General features: G+C 26.8%; 21 protein-coding genes, 1 pseudogene and 1 riboswitch. Of the genes and pseudogenes, 16 read left to right on the plus strand and 6 right to left on the minus strand.

Annotated features, from left to right (window positions below; all coding sequences use genetic code 11):
• Window positions 1–42: 42 nt before the first annotated feature.
• Window positions 43–513, minus strand: coding sequence for an Lrp/AsnC ligand binding domain-containing protein (locus DR020_RS08020; protein WP_055257124.1), 471 nt, complete (start codon window positions 511–513; stop codon window positions 43–45).
• A gap of 244 nt (window positions 514–757) precedes the next feature.
• Here DR020_RS08020 and DR020_RS08025 point away from each other — a divergent pair, with 244 nt between their 5' ends.
• Window positions 758–1,105: a hypothetical protein gene (locus tag DR020_RS08025; protein WP_055257123.1), complete on the plus strand. Its 348-nt coding sequence runs from the start codon at window positions 758–760 to the stop codon at window positions 1,103–1,105.
• Window positions 1,106–1,133: 28 nt separating this feature from the next.
• Here the strand turns inward: DR020_RS08025 and DR020_RS08030 are convergent, their stop codons facing one another.
• A complete protein-coding gene (locus DR020_RS08030) occupies window positions 1,134–2,144 on the minus strand; it encodes a hypothetical protein (RefSeq protein ID WP_112365672.1) in 1,011 nt (336 codons plus the stop codon).
• A 192-nt stretch (window positions 2,145–2,336) separates the two neighbouring features.
• Between DR020_RS08030 and DR020_RS08035 the strand changes: the two genes are divergently transcribed.
• Window positions 2,337–3,179 carry a CvfB family protein gene (locus DR020_RS08035; protein WP_055257121.1) on the plus strand — a complete coding sequence of 281 codons (843 nt, stop codon included), beginning with the start codon at window positions 2,337–2,339 and terminating at the stop codon, window positions 3,177–3,179.
• A gap of 41 nt (window positions 3,180–3,220) precedes the next feature.
• On the opposite strand, the gene DR020_RS08040 is transcribed toward DR020_RS08035, so the two are convergent.
• Window positions 3,221–4,759, minus strand: coding sequence for a GTP pyrophosphokinase (locus DR020_RS08040; protein ID WP_055257120.1), 1,539 nt, complete (start codon window positions 4,757–4,759; stop codon window positions 3,221–3,223).
• A 244-nt stretch (window positions 4,760–5,003) separates the two neighbouring features.
• Between DR020_RS08040 and clpB the strand changes: the two genes are divergently transcribed.
• Window positions 5,004–7,601, plus strand: coding sequence for an ATP-dependent chaperone ClpB (clpB, locus tag DR020_RS08045; RefSeq protein ID WP_112365673.1), 2,598 nt, complete (start codon window positions 5,004–5,006; stop codon window positions 7,599–7,601).
• Between the two features lie 246 nt (window positions 7,602–7,847).
• Window positions 7,848–8,000, plus strand: coding sequence for a zinc-ribbon domain-containing protein (locus tag DR020_RS08050; protein WP_055257118.1), 153 nt, complete (start codon window positions 7,848–7,850; stop codon window positions 7,998–8,000).
• A gap of 109 nt (window positions 8,001–8,109) precedes the next feature.
• Here the strand turns inward: DR020_RS08050 and DR020_RS08055 are convergent, their stop codons facing one another.
• Window positions 8,110–8,838: a lysophospholipid acyltransferase family protein gene (locus DR020_RS08055; protein WP_055257117.1), complete on the minus strand. Its 729-nt coding sequence runs from the start codon at window positions 8,836–8,838 to the stop codon at window positions 8,110–8,112.
• 267 nt (window positions 8,839–9,105) lie between these two features.
• Window positions 9,106–9,198: riboswitch (SAM riboswitch) on the plus strand.
• 80 nt (window positions 9,199–9,278) lie between these two features.
• Between DR020_RS08055 and metF the strand changes: the two genes are divergently transcribed.
• The 12 genes and pseudogenes from metF (at window position 9,279) to DR020_RS08115 (ending at window position 22,906) form a co-directional block, all read left to right on the plus strand.
• Window positions 9,279–10,178: a methylenetetrahydrofolate reductase [NAD(P)H] gene (metF, locus tag DR020_RS08060; RefSeq protein WP_112365674.1), complete on the plus strand. Its 900-nt coding sequence runs from the start codon at window positions 9,279–9,281 to the stop codon at window positions 10,176–10,178.
• A complete protein-coding gene (locus DR020_RS08065; RefSeq protein ID WP_112365675.1) occupies window positions 10,159–10,851 on the plus strand; it encodes a vitamin B12 dependent-methionine synthase activation domain-containing protein in 693 nt (230 codons plus the stop codon). Before metF ends, DR020_RS08065 begins: the two co-directional genes overlap by 20 nt.
• Window positions 10,852–10,858: 7 nt before the next feature.
• The gene (locus tag DR020_RS08070) at window positions 10,859–13,180 is read left to right on the plus strand and encodes a homocysteine S-methyltransferase family protein (protein WP_112365699.1); all 2,322 of its coding nucleotides are present in this window, start codon (window positions 10,859–10,861) and stop codon (window positions 13,178–13,180) included.
• 255 nt (window positions 13,181–13,435) lie between these two features.
• A complete protein-coding gene (locus DR020_RS08075; protein WP_055257114.1) occupies window positions 13,436–13,879 on the plus strand; it encodes an ACT domain-containing protein in 444 nt (147 codons plus the stop codon).
• 96 nt (window positions 13,880–13,975) lie between these two features.
• Window positions 13,976–15,121, plus strand: a complete 1,146-nt coding sequence (locus DR020_RS08080) for a cysteine desulfurase family protein (RefSeq protein WP_055257113.1) — start codon at window positions 13,976–13,978, stop codon at window positions 15,119–15,121.
• Window positions 15,118–16,275: a tRNA uracil 4-sulfurtransferase ThiI gene (gene thiI / locus DR020_RS08085; protein ID WP_055257112.1), complete on the plus strand. Its 1,158-nt coding sequence runs from the start codon at window positions 15,118–15,120 to the stop codon at window positions 16,273–16,275. Before DR020_RS08080 ends, thiI begins: the two co-directional genes overlap by 4 nt.
• Before the next feature lie 62 nt (window positions 16,276–16,337).
• Complete coding sequence (locus DR020_RS08090; RefSeq protein ID WP_112365676.1) at window positions 16,338–16,778, plus strand: GNAT family N-acetyltransferase; 441 nt, start codon at window positions 16,338–16,340, stop codon at window positions 16,776–16,778.
• Between the two features lie 14 nt (window positions 16,779–16,792).
• Window positions 16,793–17,047, plus strand: coding sequence for a DUF1653 domain-containing protein (locus DR020_RS08095; protein ID WP_055257110.1), 255 nt, complete (start codon window positions 16,793–16,795; stop codon window positions 17,045–17,047).
• A 96-nt stretch (window positions 17,048–17,143) separates the two neighbouring features.
• On the plus strand, window positions 17,144–17,443 hold the full coding sequence (locus DR020_RS08100) for an ATP-dependent Clp protease adaptor ClpS (RefSeq protein WP_112365678.1): 300 nt from the start codon (window positions 17,144–17,146) through the stop codon (window positions 17,441–17,443).
• A gap of 3 nt (window positions 17,444–17,446) precedes the next feature.
• A pseudogene (locus DR020_RS08105) lies at window positions 17,447–19,707 on the plus strand (AAA family ATPase).
• Window positions 19,708–19,973: 266 nt separating this feature from the next.
• Window positions 19,974–22,064: a glutamine synthetase III family protein gene (locus DR020_RS08110; RefSeq protein ID WP_112365679.1), complete on the plus strand. Its 2,091-nt coding sequence runs from the start codon at window positions 19,974–19,976 to the stop codon at window positions 22,062–22,064.
• A gap of 107 nt (window positions 22,065–22,171) precedes the next feature.
• On the plus strand, window positions 22,172–22,906 hold the full coding sequence (locus tag DR020_RS08115) for an HAD-IB family hydrolase (protein ID WP_112365680.1): 735 nt from the start codon (window positions 22,172–22,174) through the stop codon (window positions 22,904–22,906).
• Between the two features lie 47 nt (window positions 22,907–22,953).
• Here the strand turns inward: DR020_RS08115 and DR020_RS08120 are convergent, their stop codons facing one another.
• Window positions 22,954–24,144: a cation:proton antiporter gene (locus tag DR020_RS08120; RefSeq protein WP_112365681.1), complete on the minus strand. Its 1,191-nt coding sequence runs from the start codon at window positions 24,142–24,144 to the stop codon at window positions 22,954–22,956.
• Window positions 24,145–24,311: 167 nt separating this feature from the next.
• The gene (locus DR020_RS08125) at window positions 24,312–25,442 is read right to left on the minus strand and encodes an AI-2E family transporter (RefSeq protein ID WP_055257104.1); all 1,131 of its coding nucleotides are present in this window, start codon (window positions 25,440–25,442) and stop codon (window positions 24,312–24,314) included.
• Window positions 25,443–25,538 lie beyond the last annotated feature (96 nt).

Consider the following 25,538-nt stretch of genomic DNA (forward strand, 5'->3'; position numbering starts at 1 on the left):
GCAAAAAAAATAGTAGAATATTTTCTACTATCTCATGGGAGTTTAAAATTGAATATTTCTATCAACTGGTTGAGTTAATGATATAAAGGTATCTGTTTTGTTTATACCTTCAATAGTATTAACTTTATTCATTAATAAATCTTGTAAATCAGAAATGTTTCTGCATATGACCTTAGCGAAAATAGAATATCCACCTGTTATTAGGTGAAGTTCTACAACTTCTTTTATTTTTGATAATTCTTCAAAAACATGATTATAAGATTTAGTTCCAGCTACATGTATGCCAACAAAACATAAAACATCATATCCAAGTTTAGGTAAATCAAGTAAAATTCTTGTACCTTTAATAATCCCTAAATCCTCCATTTTTTTCATTCTAACATGAATAGTTCCGCCTGAAACATGACATATTCGAGCGATTTCTAAATAAGGAGTTCTACAATCTTTAATAAGTATATCTAAAATTTGAAGATCAAGCTCGTCCAACTGTAATTGAAAGTTTGATAGAGCCATAAAATCACCCTCTCCATATTTAATCTAATATTATATGTATTATTTTATCAAAGAAATAATAAAAATTCTATATAAATATTATAAAATATAAAATAAAACAAGAAATTTGTTATTTTATTTTAAGGATAAATTCAATATTTTCAAATAAATGAAATTAAGTGCACATTTCTAAAAAATTATTGAAAATATATTAAATTTAAATTAATATATTATTAGGGAAAATATTAATTATGGAGGAAGAAAAATGTCAAGTATTTTCAGCTTTCTTGGTTATACAATAGGAGCCATAGTTTTTGTTATTGTAGTGTTCATAACATTTTCTTTATTGGGTAGATATGTATTTAATAAGACTCGTGTGAATAAATGGATAATATTAGCTGCGGCAATAATAACATTCGTAGCAACTTTCTTTATTCCAGATTTTAATCCTATAGGTAGTATCGCAATACAAGCAGTATTGATGTATATATGTGTAATATCTATTCTTTGGTTTATAGATATTAATAAGAACGGATATCCTAGAATAAAGAAGGAAAAGAAAATAGTAATAAAATCAAAAGCTAAACCAAATAGAGCAAAAAAAAATAATTAACAAAAGGCCTCATTTTTATGAAGCCTTTTTATTTTACAAAAATAGGTGAACTTATTGCTGTTAAATTAGAATCAAGAAACACCTTTATAACATACCAAGTTTCTTTTGAAGAAAAATTTTTTTTGAATATATATTGAACTTTGTTTAAATTTATATTGTCTATTTTTTTTATTATAGTACCATTATTGCTTAGTATATAAATTTTATTTATTTTATGCTTGTAATCATGTAGATATACATATATATTTAAATCAGTAGATAAGTTCTTTTCAATAGATGATCCCATAAATATATCGTTTATAGCAAATAAGAGTTTTAATGTTTTAGATTCTGTAAAAAAGCAATGTTTCTTATTTAATGCAGAGATTAGATTTTTATTGTCTAACTTAGGAGAAATGATACATGTTAGTTTACTAAAATTGCTATAAGGAGGATATTTATAATTTTTTTGACCTACTGCACCTACTTTAAAATTGTTGTCTAAAAGTGAAAAATAATATTTTTCTTTATTAGAATAGATGCTTTTATCGCTTCTAACATTTATGTCAAGGCTTGGAGATATTTGATTTAAAAACTCCTTGTATGGAAAATTTTCTACGGTTTTATTAGATGAATTTATAGTTATATGGAAATCTGTATTTTGAAGTAGCCATATAGCAAAATATTTAAAATTATTTACATCTCCTTTAAAAAAACTTTTAGTATTTAAAACACTTACTTTACCTAGAGATTTAATAAAAGCTTCAAATTCTAATAATACTAAAAAGTTATCATTCTTTTTGTTAAATCTATGAATAATTTTAGATAAATATTGCCAAGTTGATAAAGTAGTATTTTTTTTATTAAAAGTGTAATCTAAATCTTTATTTTCATGGCTTATTATGGCATAATCTAATCCTAAATCTTTAATTTCATTTAGAATAGTAAATTGTTCATCTCTTTTAAAAGAAGTTAGGCAGTCAGAGGATACGCCATAATAAAAATTTAAGTCTTTAAAATCTTGTTCCTTATACATAGTAACAGTTTCTTTTTCGGGCATAAAGTCACCTCTATATATTAATATTAAATATATATTAATTTTACGTGCTATTAATGTTATAAAGTTTGATATTAATAAGGTGAATTATATGGTACAATTATGATTGTTTCTTACAACAAAGCAAATCACAGTGAAATTTTATTAAAAAATGAGATTAAAGTTTTACTTTTAATCTAAAAATGGAGGAATTATATGTTAAATATAGGTGATTTTAATGAATTAAAGGTAGTTAGAAAGGCTAGTTTTGGATATTATTTAGATAGAGGAACTAAAAAAAGTTCAGATGATATATTGCTTCCAAATGGTAATACAGAAGGTAAGGAGATAAATATTGGAGATGTAGTTAATGCATTTATATATAGGGATTCAAGAGATCGTTTAATTGCTACATTAAAAACCCCATTGGCTATTTTAGGGGATGTTGCGTATCTTGAAGTAACTCAAATAACTAATTTTGGAGCTTTTGTAAATTTTGGATTAGAAAGAGATATATTAATTCCACTTAGAGAACAAAAATATAAACTTGAAGAAGGTAGAAAATATTTAGTATATATATATTTAGATAAAACAGGAAGGCTTGCAGCAACAACAGATGTGGATAAATATTTAGATGAAATGGAAGATGTTAAATTAATGAGTGATGTAGAGGGAGTAGTTTATGGCTACCAAACAAATGGTTCATTAAGAGTTGCGGTAGATAATAAATATAGAGCAGTTGTGTTAAAAAATGAATATTTCACAAAGATATTTCCAGGGGATATTGTAAAAGGTAAAATAAAAAGGGTGTACGAAGATGGAATAATAGGACTTTCTTTAAGACAATATAAGCTTAAAGAAAAAGATGATTTAGAAAAGAGGATATTAGAATATTTAAAAGAAAATGGAGGTGAAATGATTTATAATGATAAATCATCTCCAGATGATATAAAAACACAATTTAAGACATCTAAAAATTATTTTAAAATGGCTTTAGGTGGACTCATGAAGAAAAATCTTATAGAACAAGGGAGCTTTGGAACGAAGTTAAAAGAATAGAAATAAGCTATGCCAAAATATTGGTGTAGCTTATCTTTTTACTATTTAATATATATATAGTTCATGAAGTTTGATAAGTATATATATGAATTTAAATCTAAAGTGGATATATATTTAAGTCCTTTTGATGTAAATCTAATTTTACTACTTTTTTCTTTAACACAATCTATAAAATTATTTAAATCTTTTACTTGTATTTTTTTATTAAATATAAGAAGAATATTAAAATGAAGTAATTTGCAATAAATATATTTATTGTTGCTGTAATTAATAAAATTATCTAAATTGTCTGTGATAAAGTTTATATGATTTTCTATAGCGTTAAATATTTCATTTAATTTATCTCTATATATGAATGTAATAGAATTAATATCTAAGAAGCTTGTACAAATAACATTTAATAAGTCAGTTTTGATTTCTTCAACTTCTGCTTTTGAAAATTTGAGATATAAATTTAGATAAATAGGTCTATTAGAAAAAATATCTTCTAAATAATTTATAAAGTTTTTAAAATCCCCTGTATCATTTAAAGGTTCTATTTCAAAAAGTATTTTAAAAAATAAATTCCAATGAAAATCAGTGTTTATAGTTTGAGCTAACTTATTACCTATAATACTAGAAAAATCAGAATGAAATTTTAAATTTTTTTCAAGGCATATTTTTTCTTTAAACGATATAGGATTTTTAAGTATCTCATTTAGTCTTATGGAAGTATCTATAAATGTTTTATAATATTCTTCAGAAGATATGCAGTTATTTTTTTTTATTATATAATCTATTATTATGTCACAAGCATTTCTAAAATCTATAGAAACTCCAAGTTCATTTTTTACTTTATAAGAATAAATATCAAATATCATCTTTGATAATAATATCTCTAAGCCTTGTTTATTAACATTTGGTTGTGCAAGTTGCAAATTGTTAGAGGCTATGTGATTATAAATAGTTAGAAGTTGATTGTCAATTAAGCAAAGATTGCTTTTTATAGAATTTAATATGTTTTTATAAAAGGTGTCTCCAAGAACCATGTTATAATTTTTATAAATAACTTTATGTTCTATTTCGCCCCAAAATATGTTGACCATAGATTTTATTTGAAGTTCAAAATTAAATTTATGATTTTCAGATATAATATATCCATCTATTCTGTATAGTTTAAATCCATTTTTCTGTTTCAAGGGTTGTTCATCTCTTAAATCTAAAAATATATTTTTATTAGATTTGTGAAAATAAAACCCTTCACAATTTTTGTTACAAAAAGATGATTTTAAAAATTTAAAAATTTTATCTTCATCTTCTATAAATCTACATTCAATTCTAATACCTATAAGGTCAGATAAATTATAGAAAAGTTCTTCTGGGGTTTTATATTTTAAATAATAGTTATTACGTATAATTTTTTCTTTAAGGCTAGACGATGACTTTACTCTAGTTGAAATATTAAAAAAACCATCACATGAATTGTTTAATAGATTAAAAAAGAAATCATCTAAAAAATCTGAAGCATGATTTAAATTGCTTTTTAACTTTTGTAAAATAAATAATGATTCATTAGTAAATTTAAATACCTCTAATTCCAAGTTGTTCTCCTCCTTTTAAGTTTAATCATGGGTATAAAATTTGTAAAAAATAATTATAATATATAGGTAATATAATTAATATGATATCAATTAATTTAAATAATAACAATGAGTATATGTATTTAAATAATTTAATTCAAGATAATTGAAAAAAAGATAAAAATATTTAATAAGATATTAACATTTTAGTTCTTTTATGTTAAAATATCTTCAATATAATTTTTAGATAGAGAGGATGATATTTGTGAATGCTGATAAAATGACACTAAGGGTTCAACAAAGTTTAAATGATGCATATGAAATAGCAGTAAAATATAATAATCAACAGCTAGATATAATACATTTATTCTCGGCTCTTATAAATCAAGAAGATGGATTAATTCCTAATATATTCGAGAAAATGGGAGTTGATATTAAATCACTTGAGAGAGAAACTAACTTAAAAATAGATAGTCTTCCAAAAGTTTTAGGAGAAGCTGCTAAATCAACAGGAGTTACAGCAACTAGGAGAATAAATGAAGTTCTTATAAAAGCTGAGCAACTATCTAAAGAATTTGGAGATTCTTATGTTAGCGTAGAGCATGTTATGTTAGCAATTATGGATATTGATTCAAAGGGCGTAGGGCTTATTTTAGATAAATTTTCTATTAGTAAAAAAGAATTTTTAGAAGTATTAAATAAAATTAGAGGAAGTCAAAAGGTAGATACACAAGATCCAGAAGGCACTTATGATGCTTTATCTAAATATGGTACAAATCTTATTGATTTAGCCAAAAAGCATAAATTAGATCCTGTCATTGGAAGAGATGAAGAAATAAGAAGAACGGTTAGAATTCTATCAAGGAGAACAAAAAATAATCCTATACTTATAGGTGAACCTGGAGTTGGTAAAACCGCAATAGTTGAAGGTTTGGCAAATAGAATAGTAAAGGGAGATGTTCCTGAAGGATTAAAAAATAAAACGATATTCTCTTTAGATATGGGAGCATTAATTGCAGGAGCTAAGTATAGAGGTGAGTTTGAAGAAAGATTAAAAGCTGTTTTAAAAGAAGTTCAAAACTCAGATGGAAATATAATTTTATTTATAGATGAAATTCATACAATAGTTGGTGCTGGTAAAACAGATGGAGCTATGGATGCTGGTAATTTAATAAAACCGCTATTAGCAAGAGGGGAATTACACTGCATAGGTGCTACAACTTTTGATGAATATAGACAATATATAGAAAAAGATAAGGCCTTAGAGAGAAGATTCCAACCAGTTATAGTTAACGAACCGACAGTTGAAGATGCTATATCTATATTAAGGGGATTAAAAGAAAGGTTTGAAATTCATCATGGTATAAGAATTCATGATTCTGCAATAGTTGCAGCAGCAACACTTTCAGATAGATATATTCAAGATAGGTATCTACCAGATAAAGCGATAGATTTAATTGATGAAGCTGGTGCTATGGTAAGATCAGAAATAGATTCACTACCTACAGAACTTGATAGAATAAGAAGAAAACTTTTGACACTTGAAACAGAAAAAGAAGCATTGTCCATGGAAGATGATGAAGTTTCTAAGATTAAATTAGAGGATTTAGAGAAAGAGTTAGCAGTTCTTAAAGAAAAAAATAACGAGATGACTGCTAAATATGAAAAGGAAAAATCTCAAATAACTGAAATTAAAAATTTAAAATCTGAGCTTGACACTTTAAGAGGTATGGCAGAAGAATATGAAAGACAATATGATTTAAATAAGGTAGCAGAGATTAAATATGGTAGAATTCCAGAAATTGAAGCTAAAATAAAAGAAAAAGAAGCTGATATGGAAGAAAATCACGATACTTCCATGCTTAAAGAAGAAATAACAGAAGAAGAAATTTCTCAAATAGTTTCTAAATGGACTGGAATTCCTGTAACTAGACTAGTTGAAGGTGAAAGAGAGAAACTTTTAAGACTTGAAGAAGAATTAAAAATGAGAGTAATAGGTCAAGAAGAGGCAACAGAAGCTGTAGCTAATGCTGTTATAAGGGCAAGGGCTGGACTTAAAGATGAAAATAAACCAATAGGTTCTTTTATATTCTTAGGACCTACAGGAGTTGGTAAAACAGAACTTGCCAAAACTTTAGCTAGAAATCTTTTTGATAGTGAGGATAATATAATAAGAATAGATATGTCAGAATATATGGAAAAACATGCTGTATCTAGACTTGTTGGACCTCCTCCAGGATATATTGGATATGAAGAAGGTGGTCAATTAACTGAAGCAGTTAGAAGACAACCATATTCTGTTATATTGTTTGATGAAATAGAAAAAGCTCATGAAGATGTATTTAATATGTTTTTACAAATATTAGATGATGGAAGACTTACTGATAATAAAGGTAAAACCGTGGATTTTAAAAATACAATAATAATTATGACATCAAATATTGGTAGTAATTATCTTCTAGAAAACAATGAAAATGGTGAAATATCTAAAGAGGCAAGAGATGCAGTAATGAATGAAATGAAATTAAGGTTTAAGCCTGAATTTTTAAATAGAGTTGATGACATTATAATGTTTAAGCCATTAAATCTTGAAGGAATTAAAAAGATAATTGATATATTCTTAAAAGATGTTAAAAAACGATTAAAACATAGAAATATTGACATGAATGTAACAGATTCTGCTAAAGAAATTTTAGCTAAGCAAGGGTATGACCCAGTTTATGGAGCAAGACCACTTAAAAGGTTTATAGGAAATGTTTTAGAAACAGATATTGCAAAAAAAATAATAGCTGGAGAGATAAAAGATAACTCTGTTATAACAGTAGATACAGATGGAAACAATATTGTTATAAAAAATAATTAAAAAATAATTAGGCACTTTAATGGTTTGAAATTAAATTAAGATATATTAAAGTGTCTTTTTAAAGAAATTTTATTTTATGAAAACGTAAATATTTTTTTGCTAAAATTTAATAAAACTTATTGAAAACATATAAATACTGTGCTAAAATAACAATAAAATAAATAAAGATTTTAATTAATTAATGAATTTCTCCATTTTAGAGAGTTTGTTAATAGTTATTTATCTTTCTAATTGGAGGAATAGAAAATGGCAGATAAAACAATCGTATGCAAAGACTGTGGAAAAGAATTTATATTCACAGAGGGAGAACAAGCATTTTACAAAGAAAAAGGATTTGATAATGATCCAGTAAGATGTCCAGAATGCAGAAGAGCAAGAAAGCAACAAAATAGAAGATAATTTGTTTTAACATATAAGAGCTATAATTTTTTATAGCTCTTATTTTTGTATAATGCAAAATAAACAAGATAGATTTAATATTTTATCAAAAATATTAAATCAACTATAATTATTCTCCTTTATTTGGGAGTTTGCTTCGTATGATATGTTCAACTGTTTCTGGTAATTTTGTAATTTCTTCTTTAGAAAGTTTGTCTGTGTATATAGGCTTGTGAACATAGAAGTTTATATTACTAGGTTTAATTAGTATTTTGTTAGCTTCCATAACTCTATAAGTCCCATCAATTGTAAGAGGAACTATAGGAACTTTAGATTTAGTTGCTAATTTAAAGCTTCCAGATTTAAATTCCCCCATTTTATCGCCACGACTTCTAGTACCTTCAGGAAAAACTACTAGAGAGTGTCCATTTTTTAAAGTTTTAATACCTTCTAATATTCCTTCCATAGACTTTCTAGGGTTTTCTCTGTCTAAGTATATAGAACCTGCTAGGGTTATCCATTTATTTATTAAAGGTAATTTTTTTAATTCTTTTTTAGCAATAAAACCTTTAGGTTTGTCTATAAATCCACAAATTATAGCAATATCCATATTGCTTTGGTGATTAGAGACAAATAAGACAGGTCCTTCAGGGATATTTTCAAGCCCATGAACATTTACAGTTGAATCGGAAAGTTTTATTAGTTTTTGTGATATAGTTCTTGTGCCTAGACAAACTATATTATTCATCTCATCTATTTTTCCTTCAGCAAGTAGTTTTTGAGCTTCCTTTTCTTTAGGAATAAAAGCAACTAACGTTCCTACGTATCCTAGTATATACCATTTAAATGATCTAAACATTATTAATCCGTTTTAAATCATATAAACTTTACTTTAAGTTTATATATTAACGGATTCACCTCCTTATAAGTAATATAATATTAAAATTTATAATAATTTAGATAATGACAATATAATTATAGCATATTATAAATGTCATGAAACAACAACTATATTAACTATTAAAAGTTCTATTTAATAAAGTTTTAGCATATAAATATAAATAAACTTATTTATATTTTCTAAAATTTAACAATTAAAGAATAATAAATAAAAATCAATTTAATATACTTATCAAGAGTGGTGGAGGGACTGGCCCTATGAAGCCCAGCAACCAATTTTATGGTGCTAAATCCTGCAGTTTTTACTGAAAGATAAGAGATATTTTTGTTATATACTGTATTTGTATAAACGTCTAGGATATTTCTCTTAGGCGTTTTTATTTTAGGGGGGATTAGTAATTGAGAATTAGTGAAATTTTTAATAAAAAAGAGGTCGTAATATCTTTTGAAATATTTCCACCAAAACCTAATGGTGATGTGAACAAAATATATAATACATTAGATGAGTTAAAAATTTTAAAGCCAGATTATATAAGTGTAACCTATGGTGCTGGAGGATCGTTTATTAATAATAAAACAATAGATTTAGCTAGTAAAGTAAAGAATGAGTATAATATAGAATCAGTTGCACATTTAACATGTATAAAATCAACTAAAAAAGATATAGATAAAATTTTAAAACTGTTAAAAAATAACAATATAGAAAATATATTAGCTCTTAGGGGAGATGTTACAGGAAATTGTACTTGTGGTGATTTTAAATATGCAAGTGATTTAATTTCTTATGTGAAAATGTATAATGATTTTAATATTGCAGGTGCTTGTTATCCAGAAGGACATCCAGCGTGTGTTACTTTAGATGAAGATATAAGAAATTTGAAATTGAAAGTTGATTGTGGAGTTAATAATTTAGTATCGCAATTATTTTTTGATAATAATATATTTTATAATTTTTTAGATAAGGTTTATAGTGCGAATATAGATATTCCTATACAAGCTGGTGTTATGCCTGTTGTAAATAAAAAACAGATAGAGAGAATAATTTCTTTATGTGGTGCTACTTTTCCTAAAAAATTTATGAAAATAGTAGATAAATACGAATATGATGCTATAGCATTAAGAGATGCTGGAATAGCCTATTCAGTGGAACAAATAATAGATTTAGTGTCTTCAGGAGTCAAAGGAGTTCATATATATACTATGAACAATCCAATAGTTGCCAAAAGTATAATAAATAATATATCATCAATAGTAAGTTGCATAAATAAAAGGAGTATAGATGAATTTGGAAGAAATTAAAATAAATACAATTGAGATTTTAAGATATTTAGGATATGGTGGACAAATATTAGATGAACAAATAAAGGATGATATTAAGACAATAAAACAATTAGTAAAAAATTATATACATTTAAGATATGTAATTAAAAGATATAAAATAGTAAGGGTAGAAGAGGGAATATTATTAAAAGGGACGAATTTTATTTTAATGGGAAAAGACATAGAGAAACATTTAAGATTATGTGATGAATGTTTTTTAATAGCAACAACATTAGGAAATGATTTTGAAAAATTATTTAGACTTTATGAAAAGAAGTCTTTATCACAATCAATTATTATAGATTGTTGTGGAACAACTGCTATTGAAGAAGTTTGTGATTCATTAGAAGAAGAGATAAAAAAGGATATGAAAAGAGAAAATAGATTTATAACAACAAGGTATAGTCCAGGTTATGGAGATTTACCAATAGAGATTCAAAGTGATTTTATAAATCTTTTAAATTGCCCAAAAGAAATAGGGCTTACATGTTCAGAAAATAATATTTTAATACCCAGAAAATCAGTTACAGCAATAATTGGGATATCAAAAGAGAATATAGAAAAACAAATACAAAAATGTGCTGTTTGCTTAAAAAATAAAGATTGTTTATACAAGAGAAAGGGTGATATCTGTGGAAATAATACTATTTGATGGTGCAATGGGAACTATGATTCAAAAAAAAGGTTTAAGCCTTGAAAATGGAGTAGAGTGCTTTAATATAAGTGAAAAAGATATAATTTGTGATATTCATAAAGAATATATAAATGCAGGGGCTAATATTATAACAACCAATACTTTTGGAGCAAATGAGCTTAAACTTAAAAAATATGGATACACAGTAGAGGAAATAATAGACAGTGCTGTAAATATTGCTAAAGAAGCGGTTGCAGATAGAAATGTAAAAATTGCATTAGATATAGGACCTATAGGGCAACTTTTAGAACCGATGGGAACATTAAGTTTTGATAGAGCATATGAGATATTTAAAAGGCAAATACTTCAAGGTGTGAAATCTGGTGCAGATATTATATTAATAGAAACCATGACAGATTTATATGAAGCAAAAGCGGCTGTTTTAGCAGCAAAAGAAAATAGTAATCTTCCTGTATTTTGTACAATGAGTTTTGAAGAAAACGAAAGGACGTTTACAGGGTGTACTCCTGAGAGTATGGTTATAACTTTAGAAGGCTTAGGAGTAGATGCAATTGGTGTAAATTGTTCCTTAGGACCAAAAGAAATAAAGCCTATAATACAGAGAATATTAAAGGTTGCGAATAAAAAAGTTATAGTGCAGCCAAATGCTGGTCTTCCAAAAATGAATGGAGGGGTAGCAATTTATGATATAGATAAAAATGAATTTTCAAATTATATGGTTGAATTTTTAAGTTTAGGTGCGGATATTTTAGGAGGATGCTGTGGAACTACTCCAGAATATATTGCAACCGTTAGAGAAAAAATACAAGATAAAAATATTAAAGAAAGAGAGAAAAGAAATATATGTGCTGTATGTACTCCTTCTAAATTTGTAGAAATAGATGGTGTTAAAGTGGTTGGTGAGAGAATAAATCCAACAGGTAAAAAATTGTTTAAGGAAGCTTTGAAAAACAATGATTTAAATTATATATTAAAACAAGCTATAGAACAAGTTGAGGGAGGGGCAGATATTTTAGATGTCAATGTTGGGTTGCCTAATATAGATGAAGAAAAAGTTATGAAAAATGTTATTTTAGGTATACAAGAAATTCTAGATGTGCCTCTTCAGATAGATTCAACAGATAAAAATGTTATAGAGAGGGCATTAAGGTATTATAATGGGAAAGCTATAGTAAATTCTGTAAATGGTGAAGATAAAGTATTAGATAATATATTGCCTATAGTTAAAAAGTATGGCGCATGTGTAGTTGGGCTTACTTTAGATGAAAAAGGGATACCAAGCACTTGTGAAGAAAGATTTAAAATAGCAAACAAGATAATAAACAGAGCTCAAGAATATGGAATATGTAAAGAAAATATATTTATAGATTGTTTAGTTTTAACAGCTTCAGCTCAACAAAAAGAAGTTTTTGAAACATTAAAAGCCATAACAATGATAAAAGAAAAGCTTGTAGTTAAAACTATTTTAGGAGTTTCAAATATATCTTTTGGTCTTCCAAACAGATTTCTTATAAATGAAACATTTTTAAGTTTAGCTTTAGGAAGAGGACTAGATTTACCTATTATGAATCCAAATTCTAAAGGGATGATGGATGTTATACGCGCATTTAATGTTTTAAGTAATTATGATAAAAATTCTAGTGAGTTTATAAAATATTATAATTTTAATAAAGACAGAAAAAATATAGAGGTAATTGAAGAATCTAAGAAGGATTTAAAATATATGATTATAAAAGGTTTAAAGGATGAAGTCAAAAATGAAACCATAAATCTTTTAAAAAAAAAGGAAGAACTAGATATAGTTAATGAATATTTAGTTCCAGCTTTAGATGAAGTTGGACTTTCTTTTGAAGAGGGAGAAATATTTTTGCCACAGCTTATAAATTCTGCAGAGGTTGTTCAAAAGGCTTTTGAAGTTTTAAAAGAGAGTTTATTAAAAAATGGTAAAGAGAAAATTAATGCAGGAAAAATAGTTTTGGCAACAGTCAAAGGCGATATTCATGATATAGGTAAAAATATTGTGAAAATAATACTTGAAAATTATGGTTATGAAGTTATAGATTTAGGAAAAGATGTTGAAATAGAAAAAATAATAGAAGCATTAAAAGTATATAAAGTTAAATTAATAGGGTTAAGTGCACTTATGACAACAACATTAAAAAGCATGGAGGATACTATAAAGGAAATCAGAAGAAATAATATAGATGTAAAAGTTTTTGTTGGAGGTGCTGTATTAACTAAAGAATATGCTAAAAAAATTGGAGCTGATTTTTATGCAAAAGATGCAAAACAATCAGTAGAGATTGCTAAACAGGTATTGTGTTAACAAATAAAAAAATGTATTTTGTAGAAAAACACTTGTATTTTATCGGAATACATGATATAGTGTATATAGAAATTTGGGGATTAAATAATAAAAAACATTAGATTTAAAAAAATAGCAATAAGCAATTAGGGGTTTTAATGTTATATATAATATATTATAATCTAATGTAGATAAAATTAAGTTATAAAGTCTTTATCTATTCATAATAGGTAAAGATTTTATAGCTTTTTTACAATACATAGAGGTGATAAATATATGAGTGAAAATTTATTAATAATAGATAAAAAAGTATTACCTGATGTTTTTGAAAAGGTTATAAATGTAAAAAAAATATTAAAAGAAGGAAAAGTAAAGGAAATAACAGAGGCTACTAAAATAGCTGGAATAAGTAGAAGTGTATATTATAAATATAAAGATTTTGTATTTGAATTTTCTGATATGGCGTCAAAGGGAACTAAAGTTATATTTAATATGTTAGTTATTCATCAAAAAGGAGTTTTATCCTCTATTTTAACTTTTCTTTCAGAAGCTGGAGGAAATATATTGATTATAAATCAAGGTATACCGATAAATGGTATAGCACACGTAACTGTAACTATGGACATTTCATCTATGCAAGATAATTTTAATAATGTATTAAAAGATATTAAAAAACTTTATGGTGTTAAGGAAGTAGAGCTTATTGCTATGGAGAAATAGGTGTGTTATGAAGGTTTATTCATAGATACCTATTTTCTTTTTGTGTTATATAAGTTAAAATAATAAACAGAATAAAATTAAGAAAGGATGGGAAGTATGGATATTTACTTTGACAATAGTGCAACTACTAAACCTTTAGAGGAAGTTGTAGAGGTAATGAAAGATGCTATGATAAATTATTATGGCAATCCATCTTCTTTACATAGCTTAGGTTTAAAGTGTCATAATAAGCTTATGGAAGCTAAACAAGATATTGCTAGAAAAATAGGTGCAGTAAAAGAAGAGATTTTCTTTACGTCAGGTGGAAGTGAAAGTAATAATATGATTCTGAAAAATTTTGAAAAAGAGGGTAATCATATTATAACAACTAAATTTGAACATGCTAGTGTTTTAAATACTTTAAAATATTTAGAAACAAAAGGTGTTGAAGTCACTTATTTAAATGTTGATAAATTTGGATTTATTGATTTAGATGAATTAAAAAATTCTATAAAGAAAAATACTGTGCTTATATCTATAATGCAAGTTAATAATGAGATAGGTTCAATTCAAAACTTAGAAAAAATAGGGAATATAATAAAAAATACTAGTAATCGTGCAAGATTTCATGTTGATGGAGTTCAAGGATACGGAAAAATAAAAGTAGATGTTAAAAAATGTAATATAGATTTTTATACTGCTTCAGCACATAAGATACATGGACCAAAAGGAACTGGTTTTTGTTATATAAGAAAAAGTCTTAATTTAAATCCTTTGATAGAAGGTGGTGGACAAGAATTCGGCGTGAGATCTGGAACAGAAAATTTACCAGGAATTTTATCTTTTGTTAAGGCTAGTGATGTAGCATTTGAATGTATGGATAAAAATTATGAAAAGATTTTAGAATTAAAAAAATATTTTATAAAAAGATTAGAAGAAATAAATGATATAAAAATAAACAGCCCAATTGATAAAAATATAATACCATATATATTAAATGTATCATTTTTAGGCGTTAGAGCTGAAGTTCTTTTACATATGTTAGAAGAAAAAGGGATTTTTGTTTCAACTGGTTCAGCGTGTTCTTCAAAATCAGTACAAGCTAAAGGAAGTCATGTATTAAATGCTATAGGGCTTACTAAAGAGTATATACAAGGAGCTATAAGATTTAGTTTTTCAAGGTATAACACTAAAGAGGAAATAGATTATACGATAGATGTTTTAAAGGAATCATTAAAATTTTTAAGGAGAATAAAGATATGAATAAATTAGTATTAGTTAAATATGCACCTGAAATATTTTTAAAGGGATTAAATAGAAACAAATTTGAAAAAAAATTAAAAAATAATATAACTAAAAAATTAAAAGATGTAGAACATCAAATAGTATTAGATCAAGGAAGATGGTTTATAAAATCTAATGATTTAGATGAAATTGTAGATAGAGTGAGGAGAGTTTTTGGTGTTCAAGAAGTTTCAATAGTTACAGAAATTGAAGGAACATTAGATAATATAAAAGAAGAGGCTTTAAGAAGAGTTAAAGAAAGCAATGCTAAAACTTTTAAAATAGAAACAAATAGAGCAAATAAAAATTTCCCTAAAAACTCTATGGAAATTTCAAGAGAAGTTGGTGGATATGTTTTAAGTAATTTAGGAGATAACGTATCTGTTGATATTCATAAGCCAGAATGCAAGGTTCAAGTTGAAATAAGAGAAGGAAGCACTTATGTGTTTACAAATGATGATAGAGTAAAAGGTGTTGGTGGTCTTCCATATGGAATGAATGGTAGTACAATGCTTATGTTATCTGGAGGGATAGATTCTCCAGTTGCTGGATATTTAATGGCAAAAAGAGGAGTAGAACTTAACTGCATATATTATCATTCTCATCCATATACTTCAGAAAGAGCTAAAGATAAGGTTAAAGATTTAGCTAAAATACTTGCTAAATACACAGAAAAGGTAAATTTATTTGTTGTTCCATTTACAGAAATACAGATGGAAATAATAGAAAAATGTAGAGAAGATGAGTTAACTATAATAATGAGAAGATTTATGATGAGGTGTGCGTGTTACCTTTCAGAAAAAAGAGGGATTCAATCAGTATCCACAGGAGAGAGTATAGGTCAGGTTGCATCTCAAACTATGGAGGGATTAGTAGTTAGTTCAGATGTTGCTGATAGACCAGTTTTTAGACCTTTAATATCTATGGATAAGGAAGATATTATAGATATAGCAAAAGATATAGATACTTTTGAAACATCAATACTTCCATATGAAGATTGTTGTACTATATTTGTGCCAAAGCATCCAAAAACAAAGCCAAGAGTTTTAGAAATTAGAAAATCAGAAGAAGCTTTAGATATAGATACACTTGTTGAAAAAGCAATAAATGAAATGGAAGTTTATAAATTTTAAAATAGACATTGTGGTATAGCTTAAAAAATTTGCTATACCATTTATATTATAAAGGAGAATTTATGGAATTTTTAATAAAACATTTTAATGATTTAAATACAAATGAACTTTATGAAATTGTAAAATCGAGATTTGAAGTCTTTATTATGGAGCAAAAGATAGTAGATGAACAGGATTTTGATGATAAAGATAAGGTTTGTTATCACGGATTTTTTAAAGATAATGGAAGGATTATAGCCTATGGAAGAATAGTTTTAAAAGGATTAAGTTATGATGAGTGTTCAATTGGTAGAGTTTTAGTATTAAAAAATTATAGAAAACAAGGATTGGCTAAAAAACTTTTAGAAAATTTAATAAAATATATACAAGAAGAACTTAAAGAAGAGCACATAACAATTTCCGCACAAGAATATGTTAAAGAGTTATATAAAAGTGTGGGATTTAAAGAATTTGGAGATGTATATTATGAAGTTAATATACCACATATAAAGATGAAAATTTAAGGAGAATATAAATTATGATAGATTTAGAAAAGTCAAAAGGAAAGATATTTAGACATTTTAAAGGAGATTTATATTTAGTTGAGGATATAGTAATTCATTCAGAAACCCAAGAAAAATTAGTTTTATATAGAGCTTTATATGGAGATTGTGGTAGATTTGTAAGACCATATAATATGTTTTTAGAAGAAGTGCCTAAAAATAAAAAAAATCCAACAGGACAGATTTATAGATTTGAAGAATATGAGGTTAAAAGTTTAAATAATCATTAAAAATTAAATGATAATTATAATATTTCTTTAATATAATTGTATAAAAGTATAAATTGGTAATTATTAAACATTATGGATTACAAGCTAGGAGGCACTATGGAATTTGATATAAAAAGTACAAAAAAGAATAAAATAAAAATAGAAAAACCTAAAAATTTCAAGGTACTTATGTATAATGATGATTTTGCAACAATGGAGTTTGTGGTAGAGATTTTATCTACTATATTTAATAAAAGTATAGAAGATGCAAATAAAATAATGTTAGAGGTTCACAATAAAGGCATAGGAATAGCTGGAATATATCCTTATGATATAGCTTTAACAAAACTTACTGTAGCTATGAAAATGGCTTCTGAAAGTGGGTTTCCTTTCAAACTTACAGTAGAGGAGGAATAAAATTTGAAAATAACTAAAACCGTGAATGATATTTTGGTAGAAGCTTATAAAATTGCAAATAATAAAAGGCATGAATATGTTACTCCAGAGCATTTGTTATTAGCTAGTTTAAAAAATAAAAGATTTTTAGAGGCTATAAAAGGTTGCGGGGGTGACGCTCAAAAGTTAACAGATAATTTAAATGATTATTTAGATAAATATGTTAGTAAAGTTGAAGGAAAAGATGCTAAGGAAAGCTTTGGGATGGAGAATATATTGTTTATAGCAACTCAACAGGCTGTATTTAGTGGTAAAAATAAAATAGATTTAGAACATATAATTTCTGCACTTTATGAGCTTGAAAATAGTTACGCTGTGTATTATCTAAATGAACAAGGAATAAATAAAAGAGATTTATTATTTGATCTTTGTCATAGAGAAAGTGAAATAATGCTTGAAAATTCAAACGATGAAATATTTTTAGACAATAATTTAAATGATGAATATGATGATGCAGAAAAGTTGGATAAGGAAACTATAATAAAAAAATATGCTAAAAATTTAACTCAAGAGGTTAATCAAATAAATAAAGATCCGTTAATTGGAAGGCAAGATATTTTAGATAGAACTATTCAAATACTTTGTAGAAGAACAAAAAATAATCCTATACATGTTGGTGAAGTTGGAGTTGGAAAAACAGCTATAACCTTAGGTCTTGCAAAACTTATAGTAGAGAAAAAGGTACCAGAAAAACTTAAAAATGCTGAAATATTTTCACTAGATGTAGGTTCTCTTCTTGCAGGAACTAGATATAGAGGCGACTTTGAAGAGCGAATGAAGGTTTTATTAGATGAAATTATGACAAGGGAAAATCCAATCGTATATATAGATGAGATTCACACTATTGTAGGGTCAGGTGCGTTAGAAGGTGGTTCTTTAGATGGAGCTAGTTTGATAAAAAGTTACCTTTTAGAAGGAAAGATAAAATTTATAGGTGCAACAACTTATGATGAATATAAAAAGTATTTTGAAAAAGATAAGGGATTGAGTAGAAGATTTCAAATAATTGATGTTAAGGAGCCATCGAAAGGTGAAGTAGTTAAGATATTAGAGGGATTAAAGAAGAATTTTGAAGATTATCATAATGTTAAATATACAAATAGAGCGCTTGTAAGTGCTGTTAATTTAAGTTCAAAATATATAAATGATAGATATCTTCCAGATAAAGCTATAGATATAATAGATGAAGCTGGAGCGTATATGTCAATGGTTAGAAAAGATACACGAACTAAAAAGATAGACGAGGGTATCATTGAAAAAATAATAGCTAAGATGTGTAATATTCCTAAAGAAACAGTAGAAGGAAATGAGGTTCAATCTTTAAAAAACTTAGAAGCAACAATGAAAAAAATATTTTTGGTCAAGATACAGCTATAGAAAATGTTGTTAGATGTATAAAAATGTCAAGAGCAGGGCTTAATGATGAAAATAAGCCGGTAGCTTCTATGTTATTTGTTGGACCAACTGGCGTTGGTAAAACAGAGATTGCAAAGGTATTAGCCAATAGTTTAGGCATAGAATTTGTAAGATTTGATATGAGCGAATATGGAGAAAAGCATGCAGCTTCAAAACTTATAGGCTCTCCGCCAGGGTATGTAGGTTATGAAGAGGGTGGTCTTTTAACAGATACAATTAGAAAAAAGCCAAATTGTGTTCTTTTACTAGATGAGGTTGAAAAAGCACATAGAGATATATTAAATGTTCTTCTTCAAATAATGGATTATGCAACACTTACAGATAATAAGGGAAGAAAGGCAGATTTTAAAAATGTAATTATTATAATGACATCAAATGCAGGTGCTAGGTATGTTGGTAAAAATCTTGTTGGATTTTTAGATAGAGAAGTTAAAAAGGATATAATAAATGAAGAGGTTAAAAAATTTTTTAGCCCAGAGTTTAGAAATAGATTGGATAAAATTATAGTTTTTAATGATATAGATAAAGATATGTCAATAAATATAGTTAAAAAGCAATTGGCTATATTTAATGAGAGATTAAAAAATAAAAATATAAATGTAACATTTAGAGAAAGTGTCATAGAATATATAGCAGATACAGGAACTTCTAAAGAGTTTGGAGCTCGTGAAATTTTAAGAGTTATAAATACACAGTTAAAGCCGTTATTAGTTGATAAGATTCTTTTTGATGATTTAAGAGATGGTTTAAAATATGATATTGATTATGAGATGGGTAAATTTAAGCTTAATAAAATAGAAAATGAATAGTAACAAAATTAACTTGAGATTAATAATATATTATTAAAAAAAATCTTAAAAACTCTTGAACAAATATTTAAGGTATGATATTATTACTTTGTAATAAATGACTAATATTTCAAAGGTGAAATATTATAATATTCGTGTGATTTATAAATGAAGTAAGTTTATTTAAAAGAAAGCAACGGCGTTTTCTATATGTTGGCTTCTAAATTATAGGGGCTAATATATTAGGGGACGCTTTTTATATGTTTAAAAATTAGGAGGCAATGTTCATGGACAAATTAGGTGAAATATACGGATCAAACGTATTTAATGATAAGATTATGAGGGAAAGACTGCCAAAAGCTACTTATAAAGCTTTAAAAAATACAATAAATGAAAGAACACCATTAGATTCGGCGGTTGCTAACGTTGTTGCAAATGCTATGAAGGATTGGGCAATAGAAAAAGGTGCTACTCATTTTACTCATTGGTTTCAACCATTAACTGGAATAACAGCAGAAAAGCATGATGCTTTTATAAGCCCAACAGATGATGGTGGAGTTATCCTTGAGTTTTCAGGAAAAGAACTTATAAAGGGAGAACCAGACGCATCTTCTTTCCCATCAGGAGGGTTAAGAGCTACTTTTGAAGCAAGAGGTTATACAGCGTGGGATTGTACTTCACCTGCTTTTATAAAAGATAAAACTTTATGTATTCCAACAGCTTTTTGCTCATATAATGGTGAAGCATTAGATAAAAAAACACCACTTCTTCGCTCAATGGAAAGTATATCTAATGAAGCTATGAGAGTTTTAAGAGCACTTGGTAATACAACAGCTAGAAAAGTAATAACAACAGTAGGTGGAGAACAAGAATATTTTATAGTTGATAAAAAACTGTATGATAAACGTAAGGATCTTATATTAACAGGAAGAACATTATTTGGTGCAATGGCTCCAAAGGGACAAGAAATGGATGATCATTATTTTGGAACTATAAAAGAAAGAATAGCAAAGTATATGGCAGAAGTTGATTTAGAACTTTGGAAGCTTGGAGTATCAGCTAAAACTGAGCACAATGAAGTAGCTCCTGGACAACATGAATTAGCCCCTATATTTGCTACAACTAATATAGCTACAGATCATAATCAATTAGTTATGGAAATAATGAAAAAAGTAGCCTTAAGACATGATTTAGTTTGCCTTTTACATGAAAAACCTTTTGCTGGTGTAAATGGATCTGGAAAACACAACAACTGGTCTATGGCAACTGATGATGGACAAAATCTTTTAGAGCCTGGAAAAGAACCAGAGAAGAATAAGCAATTTTTATTATTTTTAAGTGCTGTTATAGAAGCGGTTGATGAGTATCCAGAACTTTTAAGAGAATCAGCTGCAAATCCAGGAAATGATCATAGATTAGGTGCAAATGAAGCTCCACCTGCTATAATTTCTATGTTCTTAGGTGAGCAATTAACTGAAATATTAAAACAAATAGAAATTGGAGGAAAAGATAAGGTTAAAGGCATAACTAATATGTCAATAGGTGTATCTACACTTCCTATACTATTTAAAGATGCGACAGATAGAAATAGAACATCACCATTTGCTTTCACAGGAAATAAATTTGAGTTTAGAATGCCACCTTCATCAGGCTCAATTGCAGGACCAAATTTTATTATAAATACAATGGTTGCAGATGTATTAAGAAATTATGCAGATAGATTAGAAAAGGCTGAAAATGTAGATGAAGAAGTAAATACTATAATAGCTGATGTTGTTAAAAACCATGGAAAAATAATATTCAATGGAAATGGATATTCAGATGCTTGGGTTGAAGAGGCAAAAAGACGTGGTCTTCCTAATATTAAAACAACAGTAGAAGCTATAGAAGCATTAAATGCAGAAAAAAATAAAGCTCTCATGGAAAGACATCATGTTTTAAGTAGAGAAGAAATGGAAGCTCGTTATGAAATTTCTTTGGAAAACTATAGTAAAACTATAAATATAGAAGCATTAACTGCTATGGAAATAGTTAAAAAACAAATATTGCCTGCTAGTATTAAGTTCTCAACAAAAATAGCTGAATCTATAAATGCTATAAATGCTACTGAGCTTGGAATAGACATTTCCGCTCAAGGAAATCTATTAAAAGAAGTATCAAATTTGATATCTACTATAGATGCTAAGGTTAAAATTCTTGAAGAGTCAGTTATAAAGGCAGAAAAAATGGATGATTCATATAATCAAGCACATAGTTATAGGTTTGATGTATTTGAGAATATGAATTCTTTAAGAGAAGATGTAGATAGTTTAGAGATGATTGTAGATGAAGATATATGGCCTTTACCAAGTTATACAGAACTATTGTTTAATATTTAAAAAATAATTAAGATTTTAAGAAGTGTTTACATTGATTTGTAAGCACTTCTATTTTATAATGTTAATAATTTATTAAAAATTAAAGATATAGTATGTAGGAGGATGAAATGGGAAAGATTGCGGCTTTTTTTGATATAGATGGGACGATTTATAGAGAAGGTCTTATTACAGAAGTGTTTAAAAAAATTATAAAATATGAATTAGTAGATGAAGAAAAGTGGCAAAATGATGTAAGACCAGCTTACTTAAAATGGGATAGAAGACAAGGATTATATGATACATATTTATTGAAGATGGTTGACATATATATGGATGCTATACGTGGGTTAGATCAATATCATATAAATTATATAGCTAAAAAAGTTATAGAGCAAAAAGGAGATAGAGTTTATACATTCTCAAGAGATAGAATAAAGTGGCATAAGGAACAAGGTCATATAGTTATAGCTATTTCTGGATCACCTGAAGAACTTGTTAGAGAAATGTCTAAAAAGTATAACATGGATGACTATAGGGGGACAATATATAAATTAGATAATAATAATAAGTATAATGGTGAAATACTTCCTATGTGGGATGGAGAAAGCAAACAAAAAGCTATAGAAGAGTTAAAAAATATATATGATATTGATTTAGACAAAAGTTATGCATATGGTGATACATCAGGAGATTATACTATGTTTAAAGCGGTAGGAAATCCTTTTGCAATGAATCCAACCAAAGAACTTATAACTAAAATATTAAGTGATGAAAAAATTATGGATAAAATAAGAGTAATCGTTGAAAGAAAAGATGTGACATATAATTTAGATAAACATTCATTAAATATTTATATGGATTAAAAAAATAGCTATAGAAAAATTTATTTTAAATTTTTCTATAGCTATTTTTATGCAATTTTTATATTTTCTTTATGAAATACTAATTTTAAAAGAATAGGGGAGATTATCGTTGTTATAACAACCATAATTACTACAGGACCAAAAAATATAGAACTCATAAGTCCAAGAGCATTGCCTTTATTAGCCATGATTAAAGCAACCTCTCCTCTAGAAACCATACCAGTTCCTATTTGTAAAGCTTCTGAATTTGTATATTTGCAAAGTTTAGCACCAAGTCCACAACCTATTATTTTAGAAATTACTGCAATTATTATAAGTAATATTGAAAAAATAATTATTTCTTTAGACATTTTAGGAATTTCCACTTTGATTCCTATACTTGCGAAAAAGATAGGAGATAAAAGCATGTATGAACTGGTTTCAAATCTAGATAAAATATAGTGTTTGCGTTCAGTTCCAGATAATATAAGACCAGCTATGAAAGCTCCTGTAATGTCTGCTACTCCAAAAAATTCTTCAGCTGCATATGATAATAACAGGCAAAAGACAAAGGAAAATATAACAAAGCGTCTTAAGTCAGTATTATGAGTTTTCATTTCTTTATTCATAAGCCTAAAGACAACAATTCCAACCATAATAGCTAATATAAAGAATAATAATATTTTGCCTATAACAATCCAAATATTTGTTGATGTATCGGAAGAAGCACAGCTTGAAATAATGGTTAGGGCTATGATACCTAAAATATCATCTATTATTGCTGCTCCTAAAATTGCATTACCGGCATTTGAATTTAATTTGCCAAGTTCTCTTAAAGTTTCAACTGTGATACTAACAGAGGTTGCAGTTAATATTACCCCTATAAACATATGTTGTAAGAATAAACTGGAATCTAAAGAATTATTAGTGTTAAAAAAATTAGCAAGGATAAATCCTAAAATGAGAGGAACTATCATTCCTAAAATAGCAATTACAACTGAAGCTACGCCACTTTTTTTTAATTCTTTAATATCGGTTTCTAATCCAGCAGTAAACATTAAAACTATAACTCCAAGTTCTGCAAGTTGTTGTATAAAATCAGTTTCATGCAATATATTTAAAACTGCTGGGCCAAGAACAAGACCAGCTAAAAGAGCACCAACTACTTGAGGGAGTTTAAATCGCTTAGTAACAAGTCCTAATGCTTTAGTACTAAGCAAAATAACTGCAATATCGAATAAAAATTTATAAGATAACATAAATCCTCCTAAAAATATATAATTTAGAAAATAATGTAATTAATAATAATTAATATTATATCAAAAATTAAAATATTATCAAATCAAAATATAAATATTTGAGATAATTTGTTTAATAAAAGATACTAAAAAATACACCTTAAAATATATAAGGTGTATTTGTTTTATTACATTAAATTTTTATCTTTCAATCTAGAATTAACTATTTTAGAGAGTATTGTGTAAAATATTCCAAACAAAGGTATTCCAATAATCATTCCTAAAATTCCAAAAAGGTCAGCACCGATTAACATGGAAATTATTATCCAAATTCCACTAATTCCTAAAGAACCGCCTACAACTTTAGGATAAATAACATTTCCTTCTATTTGTTGTATTACTATTATAAGAATTATAAAATAAAATGCTGTAGCTGGACTTACAGTAAGTAAAATAAATATTGCAGGAACTATGCCGATAAATGCTCCAAAAATAGGTATAAGTGCTGTTACGCTTATTATAATACTTATAAGTATTGCGTAAGGCATAGAAAAAACAGTCATGCCTACAAAACACATAACTCCAATTATAATAGCTTCTATAAATTGACCTGTTATAAAAGCTGAAAACATTTTATCAGAGATATGAATAACTTGTAATATTTTATTAGCATATTTTAATGGTATAAAAGCATAAATTAATTTTTTGCATTGATGAAGAAGCTTTTCTTTACTGGCTAGCATATAAATTGATAAAATAAACGCCATGAAAAAATTAATTATTGTTGTGGTTATGCCTATTGTTAAATTAACGATATTAGTAATTGCACTACCTGTTATACTAGTTATGGCAGTTAAAGTTTCATTCCAAATATTTGCAAAAGATGGCCATATTTTATTAAATAAATCAGTTGAATGCAATGAACCAGATAATGATTTTTCAATAGATGTTATGGAAGATGGAAGAATATTTATAAGTGTTGATATACTATGAGATAGTTGTGGTACAACGAAAAAAAACAAGGTTAATATTATTCCAAATACCATAACCAATGTAATTAATATAGCAAGTGGTCTTTTTAAATTTCTGATGAATATTCTTTTGTTATTATCCAAAGATTTTAATACTTTCTTTTCAAAAAAGCTCATAGGAATATTGAGAATAAATGCTAGTGCTATACCTATCAATATCGGACTTAGTATAGAAAATATGTAAGTAAAGACAGTATATATATTTGAAATATTTAGCAATATATAAGCTAAAACAACAACATAGGTTGCTAATAAAAAATAATGTTTAATTTTAGGATTTTCTTTCAAAGTTTTAACTCCTTTTACTATAAAGTTATAAATTATGCAAATAAAACTATACTTACAAATTAATTTTATACTGAATTACTTTATAAGTATAGTATT

Origin of the sequence: Sarcina ventriculi (assembly GCF_900456775.1) — a bacterium.
GTDB lineage: Bacteria > Bacillota > Clostridia > Clostridiales > Clostridiaceae > Sarcina > Sarcina ventriculi.